Source organism: Shinella zoogloeoides, from assembly GCF_003574625.1.
Taxonomy (GTDB): domain Bacteria; phylum Pseudomonadota; class Alphaproteobacteria; order Rhizobiales; family Rhizobiaceae; genus Shinella; species Shinella zoogloeoides_A.
In genome coordinates, this window is sequence record NZ_QNUJ01000006.1 from 235,949 (window position 1) to 254,355 (window position 18,407).

Sequence of the window (18,407 nt, forward strand, 5' to 3'; positions counted from 1 at the left end):
TCCAGGACCCCTCCTATCCCGTCCCTAGTCGCCCTTGTTGCCGAAGAGCTTCTTCAGCATCTCCGCCATCGGGCCGCTGGTGGGCAGGATTTTCGGCTGGGCGTGGTTGCGGGCCTGGCGGATATGGGACTGGCCGCCGGGTTTCTTTGTCGGCGCCTCCTTCTCCTCCGGCTTGCTGCCGGTCGCGAGCGCCAGCTTGTTCATCAGCTGCGAATCCTCGCCGCGCACCAGCATGTCGGCATTGATGCCCAGTTCATCGAGCAGCGGATCGAGCCAGGCATGATCGGCCTTGGCGAAATCGCCGAGAACGTGGTTGGTGACGAGTTCCTTGGCGCCGGGATGGCCGATGCCGAGGCGCAGGCGCCGGTAGTCCTTGCCGCAATGGGCGTCGAGCGACTTGATGCCGTTGTGCCCGCCATGGCCGCCGCCGACCTTGATGCGCGCCTTGCCGGGGGCAAGGTCCAGCTCGTCGTAGATCGCCACGATGTCCTTCGGCGCCAGCTTGTAGAAACGCATGGCCTCGCCGACGGATTCGCCCGAGAGGTTCATGAAGGTCTGCGGCTTGACGAGCAGCACCTTCTCGCCGGCAAGCTCCCCTTCGGAAATCTCCGCCTTGAACTTCTTCGACCAGGGCGAGAACGGGTTCTTACGGTGGATGGCGTCGAGCGCCATGAAACCGATATTGTGGCGGTTGCCCGCATATTTTGCGCCCGGATTGCCGAGCCCGGCGATGATCTGCATGGAATGGTCCGCCAAAAGAACGTGATCGGTCTTCACCACCGCGAAAGCGGCTGGAAGTCAACCGCCCGCGGTCATTTCTTGTCGCCGTTGTCGGCGGTGCGGGCGTTCGGCGGCAGGCCGTAGGCGGTGAAGATGCGGTCCTGCCCGCCGCTGAGGATCAGCTTGTCCAGCTCCGCCTGCAGGCGGGCGATCAGCGCGGGCGGCGTATCCTTCTGGCAGGCGATGCCATAGGTCTTGCCTGCGAGAAGCATGGCTTTCTCGACGGGCTGGCCCTGGTTCACGAGGTTCTCGTAGGTCTTGATGGAGGTAGGCAGGAGGTCGATGCGGCCCGACAGGAGCTTGCGGACGGAAAGGTCGATATCGGCGGCGAGGTCGATGTCCTTGACGCCGAGATCCTCCATCACCTCCACGGCGAAGTCGCCACGCTGCGAGCCGATCTTCATGCCGAGCGCTTCCTGCATGGTGGCCGGCCCCTTGCTGCCGTCCTTGCGCTTCAGCAGCACCATCTGGTCCTTCAGGAGCGGATTGACCCAGACGAACTGGCCGGAGCGCTCGCGGGTGTAGCCCGTCGTGAAGACGCAATGCATCGGCTGGCTCTTCGCCATGGCGAAGGCGCGGGCCCAGGGCATGATCTCGAGCGTATAGTCGATCCCCGCCGCCTTCGTGATCGCGTCGACCTGCTCGACGCCGATGCCGGTGATCCTGCCGTCCTGCGAATAGTTGAAGGGCGGATATTCCTCGGTGACGAAATGGAGCGTTTCGGCAAGCGCGGTCGAGAGCGGGGTGAGCGAAAGGCAAAGCGTCAGGAGCAGCGTCTTCATCGTCCCATCCCCGTTCGTCAGGAGGCCATGGCCCGGCGCTCGACCGCGCCGGCTGCCCTGATTTCGTCCAGCTTCTCCAGGAGGACGTCCAGCGGCAGGGGGCGGCTCATCAGGTAGCCCTGGCCGAACTCGACATCCATGGCCTGGAGAATGTCCCATTGCTCCGCCGTCTCGATGCCTTCCGCCACGACGGCGCAGCCCATCTGGTGCGAGATCGTGCGGATGCCCTCGACCAGCATGCGGCTCTTGCGGCGCACGTCCGGCTGATCGGAAGAGAGCGAACGGGTGAAGGACTGGTCGATCTTGACGATATCGACCGGAAAGCGGTTGAGGTAGCTCAGCGAGGAATAGCCCGTGCCGAAATCGTCGAGCGCGATGCGGCAGCCGAGCTGGGATAGGGCGTCGAGCACTTCTCGCACGATCGGATTGTCGAGCATCAGCACCGCTTCGGTGATTTCCACCACGATGCGCGACGGCGTGATGCCGTTTTCCAGGAGGAGATGGGCGAGGCGGGCGGGCAGGTCGGGCTCGAACTGCAGCGGCGAGAAATTCACCGCGAGATAGCTGTCGGCAAGGCCCTCCAGCTTCGAGATGATCGAGAGGCTGCGGATGGACTTCGCCAGGATGCAGTCGCCGATCTGGCCGATCGAGCCGTTCTCCTCGGCGATGCCGATGATCTCGGCCGGCGGCAGCAGGCCGCGCTCGGGATGCTGGAGGCGCATCAGCGCCTCGAAGCCGGCGACGCGTCCGTCGGAGAGGCAAACGATCGGCTGGAGATGGGCGGTGAACCAGTCGTCCCGCAGACCCTGCTCGATAAACTTCTCGATTTCCAGCCGCTTGCGGGCAATGTCGACCATGTTGTTGTCGAAGAGCTGCACGCCGTTCTTGCCGCTGCGCTTGCGGGCATACATGGCCATGTCCGACTTCTGCAGCAGGCAGGCGGCGGTGGATGCCTGGTCGGGATAGACGGCGACGCCGATGCTGGCGCTGACCGTCAGTTCCGCGCCGTTGACAATGAGCGGCGAGCGAAGGCTTGCGACCAACCGCTCGCTGACGTCGAGGGCGAACTGGTGGCCGTTGCGGGCCGAGAGCAGGATCGCGAACTCGTCGCCGCCGAGGCGGGCGATCACGTCGCCGGCGCGCAACTGGCGGCGCAGCAGCATGGCGACCTGGCAGAGCACGTCGTCGCCGGCGGCATGGCCGAGATTGTCGTTGATCCACTTGAAGCGGTCGAGGTCGACGAAGAGGCAGGCGAGCGGCTGGCCGAGCGTGTCGGCCTCCTCGATCATGTCGTCCAGCACGGATTCGAAGCCCTGCCGGTTGAGAAGGCCGGTCAGGTGGTCGGTGATCGCCTGGCGGTGGTTGCGGTTCTCCGCTTCCTTGAGATCGGTGACGTCCGTCATGACCGACAGCGACAAAGGCTGGCGGCCGCTCTCCGCCGTCACGCCCGTCTCCAGGATCAGCACGTCCATCACGCTGTCGTCGGCGCGGCGGAAGCGCACCGTGACCTCGCAGATGCCATCCTCCGATCCCTGTTCGCGGCGGGCGCGGTAGACATCGCGCCAGTCGGCATCGACGAAGGCGGTGAATTCCTGGCCGATCGCCTGCTCGCGGCGATAGCCGGTCGCCGTCAGCCAGTAATCGCTGACGGCGGTGATGCGGTTCTGCCCGTCGATGGAGAAGAGCATGGCGGGGGTGAGGTTGTAGATGTCGGTGGCGCGGGTATGGGCGTGCTTCAGCTCCGTTTCCTCGCGCTCCAGCCTGCTCTGCATCTCGTTGAAGTTATGGGCGAGGGCACCCATCTCGTCGTTCGAGGTCCAGTCGACATGGTGGCGGGAGCCGAGGCGGCGTGTCGCCTCGATCGCGGCGGTCAGGCGCATCAGCGGCCGGATGATCGTGATGCGGTTGCCGATGATGGCCGCCGTGAAGAGCGTCGCCACGGCGAAGAAGAAGATGGCGAAGATCGTCATCTCGTCCGTCGAGAAGCGCGAGAAGGGGCCTTCCTTGCGAAGCCAGATCTCCGCGGTGCCGACCTTCTTGGGACCGTCCATGGCCTTGTGCGTGATATCCGTCACGACCACGGCGCGTGTCTCATCCGCATCGGGCGCGATGGCGGGCACACTGACGTCGATCGTGCCGGACGTGTCGCGCACGCGCACATAGCCGATATCGGCCTCGGCCTCGAGGTCGCCGACGATCTGGTCGATGCTTTCCCGGTCGAGGTCCCAGAGCGGCTTGCCGAGCGCCTGGACGCTGCTCTTGAGGAGGACGTCGGTGTTCTGCAGGCGCTCGCGCGCGACGCGGTCGGAGGAGAGGACGAGGAACAGGACGAAGAGCGGTGCGACGAAGACGAGCAGGGCACCGATGACGATGGCAATGAAGCGGCTTTCGACCGAATGCATTTTCATGCCGGTCGTCCCCCCGCGCCTGTCCGAAGCCAACCCATGATGCCCCTCTTGGTCTTCGTTTTTTCGCAGAACAGACTTTCATCAAAGTCTTAAATGTTGCTGAAATATCGATCCGGAAAAGTGCTGAAAATTGAACCTTTCCGGCGACTGCACACGTCCTGCGGGCAAAGAAAAACCCCGTGTCGGGGACACGGGGTTTCGAGAAAATCCCTTTGAAGGGGGATTATTCTTCCGAAGCTGCGGCTTCTTCTTCCTTCACGCCGGCAGCCGGGACAGCGATCGTGGCGATCGTGAAGTCGCGGTCGGTGATGACCGGGCTGGTGCCCTTAGGCAGCTTGACGTGGGAGATGTGGATGCCGTCGCCGACCTTCAGGCCGGTCAGGTCGGCCGTGATGGAGTCCGGGATGTTGCCGGCAAGGGCGTGCAGTTCGACAGCGTGGCGAACGACGTTCAGGACGCCGCCGGCCTTGATGCCCGGGGACTTCTCTTCGTTGACGAAGTGAACCGGCACTTCGACGACGACGTGGGTGTCGCCCGAAACGCGCAGGAAGTCGACATGCATCGTGAAGTCGCGGACCGGATCCAGCTGGAAGTCCTTCGGCAGAACCTTGATCTTCTCGCCGTTGACGTCGATCGTGGCGACCGTCGTCTTGAAGCCACCGGCGTGGATGCGCTGGGTCACTTCCTTGGTCGAGATGGCGATAGCGAGGGGGGCCTGCTTGTCGCCGTAGATAACTGCAGGAATAAGGCCGTTGCGGCGAAGTTCACGGGAGGACCCCTTACCAACCCGTTCGCGCGTTTCGGCCTTGAGCTCGTAGGTGTCGTGGCTCATGGCTTTACCTTTCGTATGTTACTGGAGAGTTTTCCCCGGCCGGAAGCGTCTCCGGCCGCGCAAAACTTGAGGATTTCGTGAAAGCCTCATCCGCGTTGCCTCCAAGGGTGTCTACGCGGACGCGGGCTCGATAGCCGAGAATGCCCGGAAATGCAAGGCCCGTGCCCGATCCATGCCCCGGATTGACATCGCGGCGCGGCGATTGGATGTTCGGGCCAAATCGGTTCGGCGCAGGAGGCCATGATGAGAAAACAAATCCTGATGGCTTCGGCCGCACTTGCACTCGTATCTGCAAGTCCCGCTCTTGCCCAGGAGATTTCGCCTTCCGAGGCCGAAAGCATCCAGCAGCGCCTCACGCGCTACCTGCCGCAGGACATGATCGACGCGGGGCTGATCACCGTCAAGGCTGCGACCTCCTTCTACGAGCTGCGCTTCGACCCGAAGGTCCTGCTCGACAAGACCAAAGGCGGCATGGTCAAGCTCGAGGGCCTGAAGCCGATGACGGCCTATCTGCGGCCTTCGGCGGACGGCACCTACCGCATCGAGGCGAATGACAGCTTCGACATCAAGGGCGACGTCGACCTTCCCGAGGGCCGCAACTCGTTCTCCTATGTCATCGATTCGATGAAGCTCGACGGCGTCTACGACCCGGAGATCCTCTATTTCACCTCCGCCGACTGGGTCACCCGAAAGATCGCTTTCTCCAGCACCTCGCCCAAGGACAGCGTGACGGCGAGCTTCGGCGAGACGGCGATGCACGTTTCCGCCGAGAAGAAGGACGCGAGCACGCTCGACATTTCCTCGACCGGCGTGATGAAGGCCTTCGCCGAGACGATCACCAGCGACCAGTCGGGCCGGGTGGAGATCGGCGCGGACAAGCTCGACATCGATGTCAGCATGGACGGCGCGCGCTACAAGGTGATGCAGGACCTCGTCTTCCTCGTGCTCGACAACTTGCACAAGCAGCGGCTGGAGGCGTCGGAGGCGGCGCGTCTCAAGGAGCTGCTGCGCGCGGCGCTGCCGGTCTTCGACAATCTCACGGAGACGATCAGGGCCTCCAATGTCACGGTGGGCACGGACAAGGGCACCTTCGGCGCGGAGGCGGTCGACTACAATGTCGCGATGAACGGCATCGCCCATTCGACCCGCTTCGGCTTCGGTTTCGGCGTCGAGAAGCCGAAGCCGCCGGCCGGCCTGCTGCCGGCCGCCTATGAGGGCCTCCTGCCGGAGCGGGCGACCTTCAGGATGGCGGTCGCGGACCTCGACCTTGCCGGCGCCGTCAAATATCTCGCCGACCATGCGGATTTCACCAAGCCGAAGCTGCTGACCGACGAGGAGGAAAAGGAGATCGGCCGCATCGTGCTTCCCGGCGGGGCCATGACCCTCGAATTCGAGGACGTCTCGGCCGCCTCGCCGATCTATGACGTGCACCTCACCGGCAAGATGACGGTCTATCCCGACGACAAGGAGCGCCACAGCGCCGACGTGACGATCACCATGCGCGACTTCGACAAGACGGTCACCTATCTCCAGAAGAACGCCGGCGCCGTGCCGGAATTCGCCCAGGCGTCCTTCGGGCTCCTGATGATGAAGGGCCTTGCCCGCGACGCCGGCAACGGCGCGCAGGCATGGGACCTCACGGTCGGGGAGGACGGCAAGGTGCTGATCAACGGCCGTCCGCTGCCGTTCCAGCAGTAGGATTATTTCCGAAGGCTCGCCACGAAGCGGGAGAGCGCCAGCATCAGGCCGCCCGCGATCAGACCCCAGAAGGCGCCGGAGACGCCGGCGAAGGAAACGCCCGAGGCGGTGACGAGGAAGGTCACCGCCGCCGCTTCCCGCCCCTCCGTCTCGCGGAAGGCGTTGAGCGCGGAGCCGGCGAAGGCGCTGATCAGCGCAAGGCCGGCGACGGCCTGGATGAGGATCGGCGGGGCGAGGCTGACGAAGGCGGTGACCGCGCCCGCGGCAAGGCCGAAGATCACGTAGAAGACACCGGCGTTGATGGCCGCCCAGTAACGTTTCGCCGGGTCGGGATGGGCGTCGGAACCGGCGCACATGGCGGCGGTTATGGCAGCGAGGTTGACCGCATGGCCGCCGAAGGGGGCCGAAAGCAGCGAGAAGAAGCCGGTGACGGCGAAGAGCGGGCCGGGATTGGGCTCGTAGTCGTTGACCTTCAGCACGGCGATGCCGGGAATGTTCTGCGAGGCCATGGTGACGATGAAGAGCGGCAGAGCGATGCCGACGAGCCCGGCGACCGTGAAGGCCGGCGTCACGAATTCGGGTTTCGGCAGCAGCGCATCGGCGAGGCCGGCGAAGGCGCCGTCGGGGATGTCGATGCCGAAGGCGAGGACCGCGACGAAGGCGGCGAGTGCGGCGGGCACCGCATAGAGCCGGTTGACGCTGCCGACGACGATCCAGGCGAGTGCGATCGGCAGGCCGAGCAGCGGGTTGAAGGCGATGGCCTTGACCGGCGCGAAGCAGAGGCCGATCAGCACGCCGGCCAGCATGGCGTTGGCGAGCGTCGCGGGAATGGCGGCGACCATGCGGCCGAGCGGCTTCCACAGGCCCGCGATGACGATCAGCACTGCGCAGACGAGGAACCCGCCGACCGCCGTCGAAAACCCGCCCTCGACCGCGCCGGAGCTGGCCAGCAGCGCCGCGCCCGGCGTCGACCAGGCGATCGAGACGGGCAGGCGCGTCGCGACGCTGAGCACGATGGCGCAGATGCCCATCGACACGGACAGCGCCATCAGCCCCGAGGCGGCCTGCGCCTCTGTGGCGCCGACGCCAGTGAGGCCGTGCAGCACGACGGCGAAGGAACTGGCGAAACCGACGAAGGCGGTGAGCAGACCCATGAACAGGGCTTGGGCGGAAAAATCACGAAGCATGGCAGGATCGATACCGGAAAGGGAAATGCACTGGTAACAGGCGAGGCGGGGCTTGGGAACAGGGTTGTTCGTGGGGGCGAGCCAGGAAGGCTGCCCCTCACCCTCACCCTCTCCCTGCAAGCGGGCAGAGGGGACGTGGCCAGCGCGCGGTTGTTGGTTGGGGAAACCATCGCGGCACATCTCCTTCGCCCCGCTTGCGGGGAGAAGGTGCCGGCAGGCGGATGAGGGGCATGCCGCAGGCAAAACGAAAAATTTTCCGGTGCCGCGCCCCCTCATCCGACCGTTCGGACCACCTTCTCCCCGAGGGGAGAAGGGAAGGGCGGCAACGTCGAATCCCCTATGCGCTAGCCCCCCGTTTGTGGAGATGGGAGTGCCCCCACGCACGATCCTTGTTTGAGGAAACCATCGCGGCATCTCCCTTCGCCCCGCAGCCGAGGAGAAGGTGGCCGGTGCGGCCGGATGAGGGGCCGTGCGGCCTCCCTCGGGTGCTCCGCCCTTGAACCTTCGTCCGACTGGACCATCTGTGCAAAGCGGGGCTATAGTCGTCGGGCGTTATATTCTGGCGCGATGATCGGTCGGATGCTTTCGGGAGGAGAGCGGATGTCTGTGCGTTTCGATCACGCAGATCATGTGCACACCGTTGCGGCCCATGCCTCGGCCGCGGCGAGTTCGCCGGTGGCGGCCTCGTGGCGGCGGTGCCTGATACTGCACGGCCTTGCCCCGGAGGAGGCGCGCACGCCCTGGCGGCTGACCGAAGCCGAGTTCCGGCAGGCGCGCATCCGTTCCAGCGCGCTGATCGAGGAGGCGCGGGGCGAGATCGACCGGCTCTTCGCGACGGTCGGCAAGGCCGGCTGCTGCCTCTTGCTCACCGACGAGAACGGCATCGCGCTCGAGCGGCGCGGCGCGGCGGGCGACGACCGCGATTTCCGAGGCGTCGGCCTCTGGTCCGGCACGGTCTGGAGCGAGGCGAGCGTCGGCACCAATGGCATCGGCACGGCGCTTGCCGACGAGCGGGCGGTGCTGATCCTGCGCGACCAGCATTTCCTGTCGCAGAACACCGGCCTTTCCTGCACGACCGCGCCGATCCGCGACCATAACGGCCGCATCGCCGCCGCCATCGACATCTCCACGTGCCGCGACGACGCCAACGAGATGACCATGTCGATCCTCTCGCAGGCCGTGCGGGACGCCGCGGCGCGCATTGAGGCGGGCCTCTTCCGCCGCGCCTTCTCCGCCGCCCGCATCCTGCTCGTGCCCGTCGAAGGGCGCATGGCGCCGGCGCTGCTGGCCGTCGACCGCGACGACCTCGTGCTCGGCGCCACCCGCGCCGCCCGGCAGGTGCTCGGCCTCGACGACCGGCGCATCGCGACCGGCATCGCCGCCTCCGATCTCCTGCACGAGGACCGGGCGGAGGAGGGGCGGGACCTCGACGACGCCGAACGCGCCGCGCTCCGCCGCGTGCTGACGCGCGCCGGCGGCAATGTCAGCCAGGCGGCGGACCTGCTCGGCATCAGCCGCGCGACGCTGTACCGAAAGATGAAGAAGCTCTCGATCAATTGATGCTGCGGCGCAGCACAGTAGGCCCGCCGGGCCTGTCTCAAATCTGAAACAGTCGCGCCCGCCATCACCGGCCGGCCCCTACCGCGCCGGGCCGAAGCGCAGCACCATTCTTCCGACGGCCCATCCGGGCCTTTCAAGGGAGGAATTGACATGCTGCACCAGAAGATCGTCGAAAACCCGTACAAGGCGAAATACGGCAACTTCATCGGCGGCGAGTGGCGGGAGCCGGTCGCGGGCCGCTACTTCGACAACACCACGCCGATCACCGGCGGCAAGCTCTGCGAGATCGCGCGCTCGGACGCCGCCGATATCGAGCTCGCGCTCGACGCCGCCCACGCGGCCAAGGACAAGTGGGGCCGCACCTCGACCACCGAGCGCTCCAACATCCTGATGAAGATCGCCCAGCGCATGGAGGACAATCTCGAACTCCTCGCCAAGGCGGAGACCTGGGACAACGGCAAGCCGCTGCGCGAGACCATGGCGGCCGACATTCCGCTCGCCATCGACCATTTCCGCTATTTCGCGGCCTGCGTGCGCGCGCAGGAAGGCGGCATCAGCGAGATCGACCATGAGACCGTCGCCTATCACTTCCACGAGCCGCTCGGCGTCGTCGGCCAGATCATCCCGTGGAACTTCCCGATCCTGATGGCCACCTGGAAGCTGGCGCCCGCGCTTGCCGCCGGCAACTGCGTGGTGCTGAAACCCGCCGAGCAGACGCCGTCGTCGATCCTCGTCTGGGCCGAACTCGTCGCCGACCTCCTGCCGCCGGGCGTGCTCAACATCGTCAACGGCTTCGGCCTTGAAGCCGGCAAGCCGCTCGCCTCCAACCCGCGCATCGCCAAGATCGCCTTCACGGGCGAGACGACGACCGGCCGCCTCATCATGCAATATGCCAGCCAGAACCTCATTCCGGTGACGCTGGAGCTCGGCGGCAAGTCGCCGAACATCTTCTTCGAAGACGTCATGCGCGAGGACGACGACTATCTCGACAAGGCGCTGGAAGGCTTCGCCATGTTCGCGCTGAATCAGGGCGAGGTCTGCACATGCCCGAGCCGCGCGCTGGTGCACGAGAAGATCTACGACCGCTTCATGGAAAAAGCGATCAAGCGAGTCGAGAAGATCGTGCAGGGCAACCCGCTCGACACGGCGACGATGATCGGCGCGCAAGCCTCCTCCGAGCAACTCGAGAAGATCCTCTCCTATATCGATATCGGCCGGCAGGAAGGCGCGGAAGTGCTGACCGGTGGCGGGCGCAACGATCTCGGCGGCGAGCTCTCCAGCGGCTACTACGTCAAGCCGACCGTCTTCCGCGGCCATAACAAGATGCGCATCTTCCAGGAGGAGATCTTCGGGCCGGTCGTCTCGGTCACGACCTTCAAGGACGATGCCGAGGCGCTCGCCATCGCCAACGACACGCTTTACGGCCTCGGCGCGGGCGTGTGGAGCCGCGATGCGAACCGCTGCTACCATTTCGGCCGCGACATCCAGGCCGGCCGCGTCTGGACCAATTGCTACCACGCCTATCCGGCCCACGCGGCCTTCGGCGGCTACAAGCAGTCCGGCGTCGGGCGCGAGAACCACAAGATGATGCTCGACCACTACCAGCAGACCAAGAACATGCTGGTCAGCTACTCTCCCAAGGCGCTCGGCTTCTTCTGAGCGGCCGCTATCCTTCTCCGCCCCTACCGGAGAAGGCCACCCGAAGGGCGGGACCTGTCCGCCATGTCCAGCCCCGTCCCTCTCCCCGCTCGCGGGGGGAGGGAAAAGCACAGGAGGAGGCCGCGATGCCCAAAGCCCTGCCCGAAGCCCTGAACGAACCGCGCGTGGTGGCGACCGAGGCCGCGCTCGCGCTCATCCGCGAAATCCGGAAGGACTATCCGGACATCCTGTTCCACCAGTCGGGCGGCTGCTGCGACGGCTCCTCGCCCATGTGCTACCCGGCGGACGACTACATTGTCGGCGACCGGGACGTGAAGCTCGGCGAGATCGGTGGCGTGCCGGTCTATATCAGCGAAAGCCAGTTCGACGTGTGGAAGCACACGCAGCTTATCATCGACGTGGTGCCGGGGCGGGGCGGCATGTTCTCGCTCGATAACGGGCGGGAGAAGCGTTTCCTCACCCGCTCGCGCCTCTTCGGTGGCGGGGAAGCCTGTCCGCTGCCGGAACGCTGAGCAAAGAAAAACCCCGCCGCCGGAACAGCGGGGCCTGATTTCTACACGATGACGAGATCAGTAGGCCGAGCATTCGCCCGGGCTGACGACGCGGTAGCCGGCGGCATCGGCCGAGCATGAATTGCCGAACGTCTTGCGGTCGCGGCCGCGCTGCGCGCAGACCGGCCGGTATTCCATGGTGCAGACACGCTGGTTGTCACGGTCGCGATCGCGGCCGTTGCCCCAGTCACTGCCGTTGCCGCCCGGATTGCGGCCCTGGCATTCGCCGCGGCCGATCACGTCATAGCCGCTACGGCGCGCTTCGCAGGCATTGGCGAAGGTCTGGCGGTCGCGGCTGTTCGCGCCGCAGACCGGCGCATATTCGCGCGTGCAGGCGCGGCCTTCGTCCGGGCGCGGCTCGGGACGACCGCCACGGCGGCACTCGCCACGGCTGACGACGCGGTAGCCGCTCGAGCGTGCCTCGCAGGTATTGGCGAAGGTCTGGAGGTCGCCGCCGCGCGCGCCGCACACCGGCATGTATTCCATGGTGCAGGCCTGCGGGCGAGGACGGGGACGCCCGCCGCCTTCATCGACGTCGACGGAGCAGGCGACAAGCGTGCCGGCGGCAAGAAGGATGGCAATGCGTCCGGCCAGCCGGGACAGGAAAGGCGTCATCATGGAGTCCTCCAGGTGAATCTCGCCGAACCGTAACGCAAAAGTGAAGCATCCGGTATCGGGGCGAACGTAAAAAACAGGGGATGGTTGCCAAAAGAAAAGGCCCGCGCAACCAGAGGTGCACGGGCCTTTCGAAAGGGTCGTGGCGGGTCAGTCGAAGAGGCTGGAAACGGACTCTTCGGCGCTGGTGCGGTTGATCGCCTCGCCGAGCAGGTTGGCGGTCGAGATCACGCGGATATTGTGCGCGGACTGGACGGCCGTGGTCGGCTGGATCGTGTCGGTGATCACCAGTTCCTTGAGCTTGGAAGAGGTGACGCGCGCCACGGCGCCGCCCGAAAGCACGCCATGGGTGATATAGGCGGTGACGCTGGTGGCGCCGTTCTTCAAGAGCGCCTCGGCCGCGTTGCAGAGCGTGCCGCCCGAATCGACGATGTCGTCGATCAGCAGGCAATCCTTGCCCGCGACGTCGCCGATGACGTTCATGACCTCGGATTCACCCGGACGGTCGCGGCGCTTGTCGACGATGGCCAGCAGACAGTCGAGGCGCTTGGCCAGCGCGCGGGCGCGCACCACGCCGCCGACGTCCGGCGAGACGACCATGACGTTCTTCAGGTCGTAGTTCTGCTTCACGTCGCGCGCCAGGATCGGCACGGCGTAGAGGTTGTCGGTCGGAATGTCGAAGAACCCCTGGATCTGGCCGGCATGCAGGTCGAGCGTCAGCACGCGGTCGGCACCGGCCTCGGTGATGAGGTTGGCGACCAGCTTGGCGGAGATCGGCGTGCGCGGGCCGGGCTTGCGGTCCTGGCGGGCATAGCCGAAATAGGGGATCACGGCCGTGATGCGGCGCGCCGAGGAGCGGCGCATCGCATCGATCATGATGAGCATTTCCATCAGGTGGTCGTTCGTCGGGAACGACGTCGACTGCACGACGAAAACGTCCTCGCCGCGCACATTCTCCTGGATTTCAACGAAGATTTCCTGGTCTGCGAAGCGCCGAACCGTGGCACGGCCGAGCGGAACATTCAGATAATTGCAGATCGCTTCGGCCAGAAGCCGGTTCGAATTGCCCGCGAAAACCTTCATCTATGGTCCGCCTGTTATTATGCTGATGGGGGGCGTTTAAGCGGCAAAATCCGTGAATGCAAGGGCCTTGCCCCCTCAGGAAAGCGATTCTTCGCATTTGGCTGTGATTTACCCTTTCGGACGGCTTAACCCCGCAGCGAACCACGCCATTCGAGATAGTCCCGGATCGTCTTGTGGGCGATGTCCTCCATCGTGCGCGCAGGCACGACGGTCCAGGGATCGGCGGCGGTGCCCGGCACGCTCTCCTGGCCCTGGATGCGGTGCAGCCGCGAGCCGCCGCCGTCGAGCACGTCCCAGACATAGACGACCGTGGTCTTGCCGCTGTCGTTCATCGCCGAGAAATAGCCCTTGAGGATATATTCGGTGGAGTTGTCCGAAGCGCTGCGGATCGTCAGGCCGCTCGAGCGCGCTTCGGCGCCGAGCCGCTTGGAGAGCGGCGTGACGGCCTCGACCGGAGCGCCGATGATCGGCAGGAAGCGGATCGTCGCGCCGGCCGCGGATGCGGCGGGGGGCAGGGCCGCGACCTCTTCCGTGCCGCCTGACGTTTCGGCGGCGAGCGAGTTGCGGGCGAAATCCTCGTCCGCCGGCCCGCGGCGGCCGCCCTGGTTGCGGGCGAGCGCATCGGCCTGGCCCTGAAGCGTGCCGGCGGTGTCCTCGCCGGTCGAGCCGCCGATGCCGGAGGGCGAGGTGAAGGCGGTCTGCTGCGTGGCGGTCGCGACCGGCATGGTGGTGACGGGCCTCGACTCGGCGCTCATCTGGTCGAGATCGTTCTGCGTCACCGGCGGTGAATTGAAGTTGCTGCCGACATCGACGCGCGGAATGAGCGCATCGGTGCTGTTGCAGCCGGCAAGGGTGGCAATGAGACCGATCAGTGCCAGCCGCTTCGTCAGCTCGTGCATTGTCATCGTTCGTGTCCTCAGGAGGCTTTGGCCTCCTCTGTCCCGCAACGATTTATGGGTTTCGCCCCAGGGCCTGTCAATCGCAGGATCTTGCGGGTTGTCTCCTGTCAGACCGCGATGAAATCGAGGCCGTAGCGGGACAGCGCCTTCGGCGTGTCGGTGGTGGTAAGATAGGTCTGGCCGAGCGTCATGGCCGTCGCGCTCTCCGAATCGAGCACGATCGTGTGCAGGAAGAGCGACATGTTCGGCTCGATTTCCTGCGGGTTGCCCATCAGGAACATCTGCGGGTCCATCCAGGAGGGCGCAAAGCGCGCGCCGACGGAATAGCCGCAGGTGTTCAGCCGGTGGCGGGCAAGGCCGCGCTCGTCGACGATGCGGGCGAAGGTCTCGAAGACGGTGCCGAAAGTATGGCCGGGACGCAGCACCATCTCCATCGCCTGCATGGCCTCGCGGCAGGCGCTGTAGAGTTCGCGGTGGCGGCTGCTCGGCTCGCCGATCAGCGCCGTGCGCATCATCGGCGCGTGGTAGCGCGCGCTGACGCCCGACCATTCGATGGTGAGCTGGTCGGTCGCATCGAGCCGGCGGCGGCCGGACTTGGAGCGGCAGAGCAGCGCGTCGGCGCCCGAGCCGATGACGAATTCGTTCGCGGCGTAATCGCCGCCGCCAGCAAGCACCGCGTTCTGCAGCGCCGCCAGGATCGCCGCCTCGTCGGCGCCGGCGGCGATCAGCGGCAGGGCGGCGTCCAGCGCATCGTCGGAAAGGGCGGCCGCGCGCTCGACATAGGCGATTTCCGCCGGGCTCTTGATGAGGCGCAGGCGGCTGACGAGCGTGGAGGCGTCGACGATCTCGCCGAAGCTCTGGAGCTGGTTGTCGAGGAGGCGTGCATTGCGGCCGGTCAGGCCGTGCGTGTCGTATTCCACGCCGATGCGGCAGCCGAGCAGGTCGAGATCGGACAGGAGGTTCTTCAGGTCCATGGTCGGGTCCGCGTTCACGCGGTCGATCCAGACCTCGATCTTCTCGATATTGGAGGTGTGGCGCGCCTGGCGCAGGTCCGCCGAGCGGGTGAGCAGCACCATGCTGCCATCGGCCTTGACGACCAGAGTCTGGAAGAAGAAGTAGCCGAACGTATCGTAGCCCGTCAGCCAGTACATGCTCTCCTGCGCGAAGAGCAGCATGGCGTCGAGCTTTTCCTCCCGCATGCGGGAGGTCAGGCGCTGGAGCCGGTTGGCGTATTCCTCGCTATCGAAGTGAAGTGCCATGGCGGTGTCTCCTTCGCTTGCGGGGTTTCAGCCCCTTAGCATGATCGCTGAAATCTGGCGGCCGTAATCGGGTTCCTGCCGGTGGGTCGTGCGCCGGTAGGAGAAGAACCGCTCTTCGTCGGGATAGGTGCAGAGGTCGAGGTTCTCGGCCGTCACGCCGGCGTCGGCGAGGCGCTGCGTTGTCAGCCCCGGCAGGTCGAACATGGCGTGGCCGGGCTTTTCGGACGGCGTGAAGTAGCGCTCGTAAGCCTTGTCCACGCCGAGGAAGCGTTCGACGAATTCCGGGCCGACCTCGTAGTTGCGGCGGCTGATCGAGGGGCCGAGGCTGGCGAGGATGCTGCCGCGCTTCGCGCCGAGCCTTTCCATGGCCGTTATGGTGTTTTCGAGGACGCCGTAGAGCGCGCCCTTCCAGCCCGCATGGGCGGCGCCGACGACGCGGGCCTCGGGATCGCAGAAGAGGATCGGGCCGCAATCGGCGGCGAGGACACCGAGGACGACGCCGGGCGTGGCGCTGACCAGCGCGTCCGCCTCCGGGCGCGATCCGTCATAGGTCTCGTCGACGATGACGACATCGGGCGAGTGGACCTGGTGCACGGTGGCGAGCCGGCCGGGCTCCGCCGAGAACCAGCGCGCGACGCGGGCGCGATTCTCCTCGACCTTGCCGCGCTCGTCCTTCGAGCCGAGGCCGACATTGAGGCCGCGATAGATGCCTTCGGACACGCCGCCGGCGCGGGTGAAGAACCCGTGCAGGGCCGCTTTTCCGGCGCGTTCCGCAAGCAGCGGGCTTTCGATGGGCGTTGGGGGCGCTTGGTCCTTCATGGTCTCTCGGCTGGCTTCGGGCTGGGCCGCCAGGCAAGGATGTCGCCGGGGCATGCGGGGTCAAATCGGGCCGAATGTTGTCCGGCCTTGGCTTATGTGTCAATCGGGCTGACGGAACGGAAAGAGGGCGAGCGGTGCGCTGCCGACGGCCAGCACCTTGAAAAGATCGCCCATTTTCCCCGCGCCCGAGCCTGCGAGACGGTCGACATCGGCGAGGATCGATTGCTGCGTCGCCTCGTCGCGGTTGCGGCCGAGCGCGGAGGCGCGTTCGCCGATGCCGAGGCCGACGAGGAAATCGCCCTGGTGCAGCATGCCGTGCACATGAAGGCCCGCGCCGACGGCCGCGCCCGCCAGCCGCTCGAAGTCCACATGGCTCGTCAGGTCGGCCTCGCCGGGATGGGCGAGCGGCGGGTCGAAATCGTGCTTCAGCACGGCCTGCAGCGTATCGCCGAAGCCGGTGACGAAATGGCCGTAGTCGATGACGAGCGCCGTGCCGCCGCAGCGGGCGATGCGCTCGCCGATCGTCGCCATGACGGCTTCGCGGGCCGGGGCGATCTCGAAGATCGTGCCGTTTTCGGCCGTCCTGTGATGCTCCGGCAGCAGCGCCGGGTCGATGCCGGCAACGCCCGCGGCGAAGGTGAGCTCGTCCTCGGCGTCGAGGCCGACCATGCGCTCGCGGAAGCCGGAAGCGGTCTTGATGAACTGGCGGATCGGGATGGCGTCGAAGAGCTCGTTGGCGGCGAGCAGCACGAAGCCTTCCGGCAGTTCCTCGAAGCTGTCGTGCCAGGCGACGCGCGCGGCATGGGTGCCCAGCGTCTCGCGCTGGACGGTGCGCAGTTTCGGGCTCGTCTCGATGAGATGGATCGTCGCGCTCTCGTAGAGCTCGGGGGCGATGCGGGAGACGACGCGCAGCATGTCGGCCATCATCGTGCCGCGGCCGGGGCCGATCTCGGCGATGCGCACCGTCTCGGGCGCGCCGTGCCTTTGCCATGCATGGACGAGGAAGACGCCGAGCATCTCGCCGAAAAGCTGGCTGACCTCCGGCGCGGTGATGAAATCGCCGGCCTCGCCGAAGGGGTCGCGCGTGCGGTAGTAGCCATAGGCGGGGTCCGCGAGGCACAGGGCGAAATAGTCGGTCACGCTGATGGGGCCGTTGGTGCGGATCAGCGCCTTGATCTTGCGGGCGAGGGGCGTCGTCATGGCGTTGGTCCGCTCAGGCCCTTGCGGGCTCGGCCCGGCGGGCGCGGATGATCGCCCACAGGCCGACGACGAGCATCGGCAGCGACAGCAGCATGCCCATGGTGAGCCAGCCGCCGTAGAGATAGCCGAGCTGCGGGTCGGGCTCGCGGAAGAATTCCACGGCGATGCGCGACAGCGCATAGCCGCAGACGAAGAGGCCGGTGACGATACCCGGGCGCTTCAGTGCGCCGAAGCGGTAGATTGCGAGCGCCAGCACGGCGAGCAGGACGATGCCCTCGAGGCCGGCTTCATAAAGCTGGCTCGGATGGCGCGCGAAGGGGCCGGCTTCCGGGAAGACGACGGCCCAGGGCGCATCGGACAGGCGGCCCCACAGCTCGCCGTTGACGAAATTGGCGATGCGGCCGAAGAACAGGCCGATCGGCACCACGGCGGCGACGATGTCGAAGAGGCTCCAGATCGGGATGCGGTTGCGCCGGGCGAAGAGGATCATGGCGAGCGTCGTGCCGGCGAAGCCGCCGTGGAACGACATGCCGCCGTTCCAGACCTTTATGGCGCGCAGCGGATCGGCGGCGACATTCGGGAAGTCGTAGAAGAGGATATAGCCGACGCGGCCGCCGAGGATGATGCCGACGGCGGCCCAGACGAGGAAGTCGTCGAGCATGGCGCGCGTCATCGGCGCTTCGCCCGCCCACAATCGCGGCGTCTCGATCAGCCGGCGGGCATAGAGCCAGCCGAGCATGATGCCGACGACATAGGCGATGCCGTACCAGTGGACGGCGACCGGGCCGATCGAGAAGGCGATCGGGTCGATCTCGGGAAAGGGCATGATGGCGAAGAGTTGCGCTATATTCGTCAAGGCTCGGATATTCCTGATTTGCGCGGAAGATGGCGAGGGCTTGCGGCAGGGTCAAGGCGAGAAATGGCGCGCGGTGGCCGCGCGGCGTCCGGATACGCCGCGATCCACCGAAATCCGCCCCGGAAATCGCCCCGAAATCGCTTGCAAGCGGCGGCGCGAGACCCTACCTCAGTTCCAAGACGCGGGCGGCAGGCCCGCCAGGACCATCGATCCCCCAGG

The 18,407-nt window shown here is 66.1% G+C and carries 16 protein-coding genes; 4 read left to right on the top strand and 12 right to left on the bottom strand.

Annotation, left to right across the window (positions count from 1 at the left end; translation table 11 throughout):
- Positions 1 to 24: 24 nt before the first annotated feature.
- The 4 genes from pth to DSD28_RS13955 all read right to left on the bottom strand — a co-directional run bounded on the left by pth (position 25) and on the right by DSD28_RS13955 (position 4,802).
- Positions 25 to 741: an aminoacyl-tRNA hydrolase gene (gene pth, locus DSD28_RS13940; protein WP_119257174.1), complete on the bottom strand. Its 717-nt coding sequence runs from the start codon at positions 739 to 741 to the stop codon at positions 25 to 27.
- A 71-nt stretch (positions 742 to 812) separates the two neighbouring features.
- Positions 813 to 1,562, bottom strand: coding sequence for a substrate-binding periplasmic protein (locus DSD28_RS13945; RefSeq protein ID WP_162911395.1), 750 nt, complete (start codon positions 1,560 to 1,562; stop codon positions 813 to 815).
- Positions 1,563 to 1,579: 17 nt separating this feature from the next.
- Entirely contained in the window at positions 1,580 to 3,970 is a 2,391-nt protein-coding gene (locus DSD28_RS13950) for a putative bifunctional diguanylate cyclase/phosphodiesterase (RefSeq protein WP_432430862.1), read from the bottom strand.
- Between the two features lie 223 nt (positions 3,971 to 4,193).
- Entirely contained in the window at positions 4,194 to 4,802 is a 609-nt protein-coding gene (locus DSD28_RS13955; RefSeq protein WP_119257016.1) for a 50S ribosomal protein L25/general stress protein Ctc, read from the bottom strand.
- Between the two features lie 243 nt (positions 4,803 to 5,045).
- On the opposite strand from DSD28_RS13955, the gene DSD28_RS13960 reads away from it, so the two are divergent.
- On the top strand, positions 5,046 to 6,500 hold the full coding sequence (locus tag DSD28_RS13960; RefSeq protein ID WP_162911396.1) for a hypothetical protein: 1,455 nt from the start codon (positions 5,046 to 5,048) through the stop codon (positions 6,498 to 6,500).
- 2 nt (positions 6,501 to 6,502) lie between these two features.
- Here DSD28_RS13960 and DSD28_RS13965 read toward each other — a convergent pair whose 3' ends face one another.
- A complete protein-coding gene (locus DSD28_RS13965; protein ID WP_119257018.1) occupies positions 6,503 to 7,687 on the bottom strand; it encodes a benzoate/H(+) symporter BenE family transporter in 1,185 nt (394 codons plus the stop codon).
- A 600-nt stretch (positions 7,688 to 8,287) separates the two neighbouring features.
- Here DSD28_RS13965 and DSD28_RS13975 point away from each other — a divergent pair.
- The 3 genes from DSD28_RS13975 (at position 8,288) to DSD28_RS13985 (ending at position 11,418) form a co-directional block, all read left to right on the top strand.
- Positions 8,288 to 9,247 (top strand): helix-turn-helix domain-containing protein, encoded by a 960-nt coding sequence (locus tag DSD28_RS13975; RefSeq protein WP_119257020.1) that lies wholly within the window; start codon positions 8,288 to 8,290, stop codon positions 9,245 to 9,247.
- 150 nt (positions 9,248 to 9,397) lie between these two features.
- Positions 9,398 to 10,906 (top strand): aldehyde dehydrogenase, encoded by a 1,509-nt coding sequence (gene adh / locus DSD28_RS13980; RefSeq protein ID WP_119257021.1) that lies wholly within the window; start codon positions 9,398 to 9,400, stop codon positions 10,904 to 10,906.
- Between the two features lie 125 nt (positions 10,907 to 11,031).
- A complete protein-coding gene (locus tag DSD28_RS13985; RefSeq protein ID WP_119257022.1) occupies positions 11,032 to 11,418 on the top strand; it encodes a DUF779 domain-containing protein in 387 nt (128 codons plus the stop codon).
- A 57-nt stretch (positions 11,419 to 11,475) separates the two neighbouring features.
- Here the strand turns inward: DSD28_RS13985 and DSD28_RS13990 are convergent, their stop codons facing one another.
- The 7 genes from DSD28_RS13990 to lgt all read right to left on the bottom strand — a co-directional run bounded on the left by DSD28_RS13990 (position 11,476) and on the right by lgt (position 18,158).
- Positions 11,476 to 12,075 (bottom strand): Kazal-type serine protease inhibitor domain-containing protein, encoded by a 600-nt coding sequence (locus DSD28_RS13990; RefSeq protein WP_432430863.1) that lies wholly within the window; start codon positions 12,073 to 12,075, stop codon positions 11,476 to 11,478.
- A gap of 147 nt (positions 12,076 to 12,222) precedes the next feature.
- The gene (locus DSD28_RS13995) at positions 12,223 to 13,155 is read right to left on the bottom strand and encodes a ribose-phosphate pyrophosphokinase (RefSeq protein WP_119257023.1); all 933 of its coding nucleotides are present in this window, start codon (positions 13,153 to 13,155) and stop codon (positions 12,223 to 12,225) included.
- A 125-nt stretch (positions 13,156 to 13,280) separates the two neighbouring features.
- Complete coding sequence (locus DSD28_RS14000) at positions 13,281 to 14,054, bottom strand: hypothetical protein (protein ID WP_119257024.1); 774 nt, start codon at positions 14,052 to 14,054, stop codon at positions 13,281 to 13,283.
- A gap of 107 nt (positions 14,055 to 14,161) precedes the next feature.
- Positions 14,162 to 15,313, bottom strand: coding sequence for a M24 family metallopeptidase (locus DSD28_RS14005; protein WP_119257025.1), 1,152 nt, complete (start codon positions 15,311 to 15,313; stop codon positions 14,162 to 14,164).
- A gap of 27 nt (positions 15,314 to 15,340) precedes the next feature.
- Positions 15,341 to 16,132, bottom strand: a complete 792-nt coding sequence (gene pgeF / locus DSD28_RS14010; RefSeq protein WP_119257026.1) for a peptidoglycan editing factor PgeF — start codon at positions 16,130 to 16,132, stop codon at positions 15,341 to 15,343.
- Between the two features lie 99 nt (positions 16,133 to 16,231).
- Entirely contained in the window at positions 16,232 to 17,332 is a 1,101-nt protein-coding gene (locus tag DSD28_RS14015; RefSeq protein ID WP_119257027.1) for a class I SAM-dependent methyltransferase, read from the bottom strand.
- A 13-nt stretch (positions 17,333 to 17,345) separates the two neighbouring features.
- Positions 17,346 to 18,158, bottom strand: a complete 813-nt coding sequence (lgt, locus tag DSD28_RS14020; protein ID WP_119257177.1) for a prolipoprotein diacylglyceryl transferase — start codon at positions 18,156 to 18,158, stop codon at positions 17,346 to 17,348.
- Positions 18,159 to 18,407 lie beyond the last annotated feature (249 nt).

What these genes read in the sequence shown, in the direction of transcription:
- DSD28_RS13975 (WP_119257020.1), top strand. Translation starts at nt 8,288, where the DNA reads ATGTCTGTGCGTTTCGATCACGCAGATCATGTGCACACCGTTGCGGCC.
- DSD28_RS13960 (WP_162911396.1), top strand. Translation starts at nt 5,046, where the DNA reads ATGAGAAAACAAATCCTGATGGCTTCGGCCGCACTTGCACTCGTATCT.
- DSD28_RS13950 (WP_432430862.1), bottom strand. Translation starts at nt 3,970, where the DNA reads ATGAAAATGCATTCGGTCGAAAGCCGCTTCATTGCCATCGTCATCGGT.
- adh (WP_119257021.1), top strand. Translation starts at nt 9,398, where the DNA reads ATGCTGCACCAGAAGATCGTCGAAAACCCGTACAAGGCGAAATACGGC.
- lgt (WP_119257177.1), bottom strand. Translation starts at nt 18,158, where the DNA reads ATGCCCTTTCCCGAGATCGACCCGATCGCCTTCTCGATCGGCCCGGTC.
- pth (WP_119257174.1), bottom strand. Translation starts at nt 741, where the DNA reads ATGCAGATCATCGCCGGGCTCGGCAATCCGGGCGCAAAATATGCGGGC.
- DSD28_RS13965 (WP_119257018.1), bottom strand. Translation starts at nt 7,687, where the DNA reads ATGCTTCGTGATTTTTCCGCCCAAGCCCTGTTCATGGGTCTGCTCACC.
- DSD28_RS14000 (WP_119257024.1), bottom strand. Translation starts at nt 14,054, where the DNA reads ATGCACGAGCTGACGAAGCGGCTGGCACTGATCGGTCTCATTGCCACC.
- DSD28_RS13985 (WP_119257022.1), top strand. Translation starts at nt 11,032, where the DNA reads ATGCCCAAAGCCCTGCCCGAAGCCCTGAACGAACCGCGCGTGGTGGCG.
- DSD28_RS13995 (WP_119257023.1), bottom strand. Translation starts at nt 13,155, where the DNA reads ATGAAGGTTTTCGCGGGCAATTCGAACCGGCTTCTGGCCGAAGCGATC.
- DSD28_RS13945 (WP_162911395.1), bottom strand. Translation starts at nt 1,562, where the DNA reads ATGAAGACGCTGCTCCTGACGCTTTGCCTTTCGCTCACCCCGCTCTCG.
- DSD28_RS14015 (WP_119257027.1), bottom strand. Translation starts at nt 17,332, where the DNA reads ATGACGACGCCCCTCGCCCGCAAGATCAAGGCGCTGATCCGCACCAAC.
- DSD28_RS13990 (WP_432430863.1), bottom strand. Translation starts at nt 12,075, where the DNA reads ATGATGACGCCTTTCCTGTCCCGGCTGGCCGGACGCATTGCCATCCTT.
- pgeF (WP_119257026.1), bottom strand. Translation starts at nt 16,132, where the DNA reads ATGAAGGACCAAGCGCCCCCAACGCCCATCGAAAGCCCGCTGCTTGCG.
- DSD28_RS14005 (WP_119257025.1), bottom strand. Translation starts at nt 15,313, where the DNA reads ATGGCACTTCACTTCGATAGCGAGGAATACGCCAACCGGCTCCAGCGC.
- DSD28_RS13955 (WP_119257016.1), bottom strand. Translation starts at nt 4,802, where the DNA reads ATGAGCCACGACACCTACGAGCTCAAGGCCGAAACGCGCGAACGGGTT.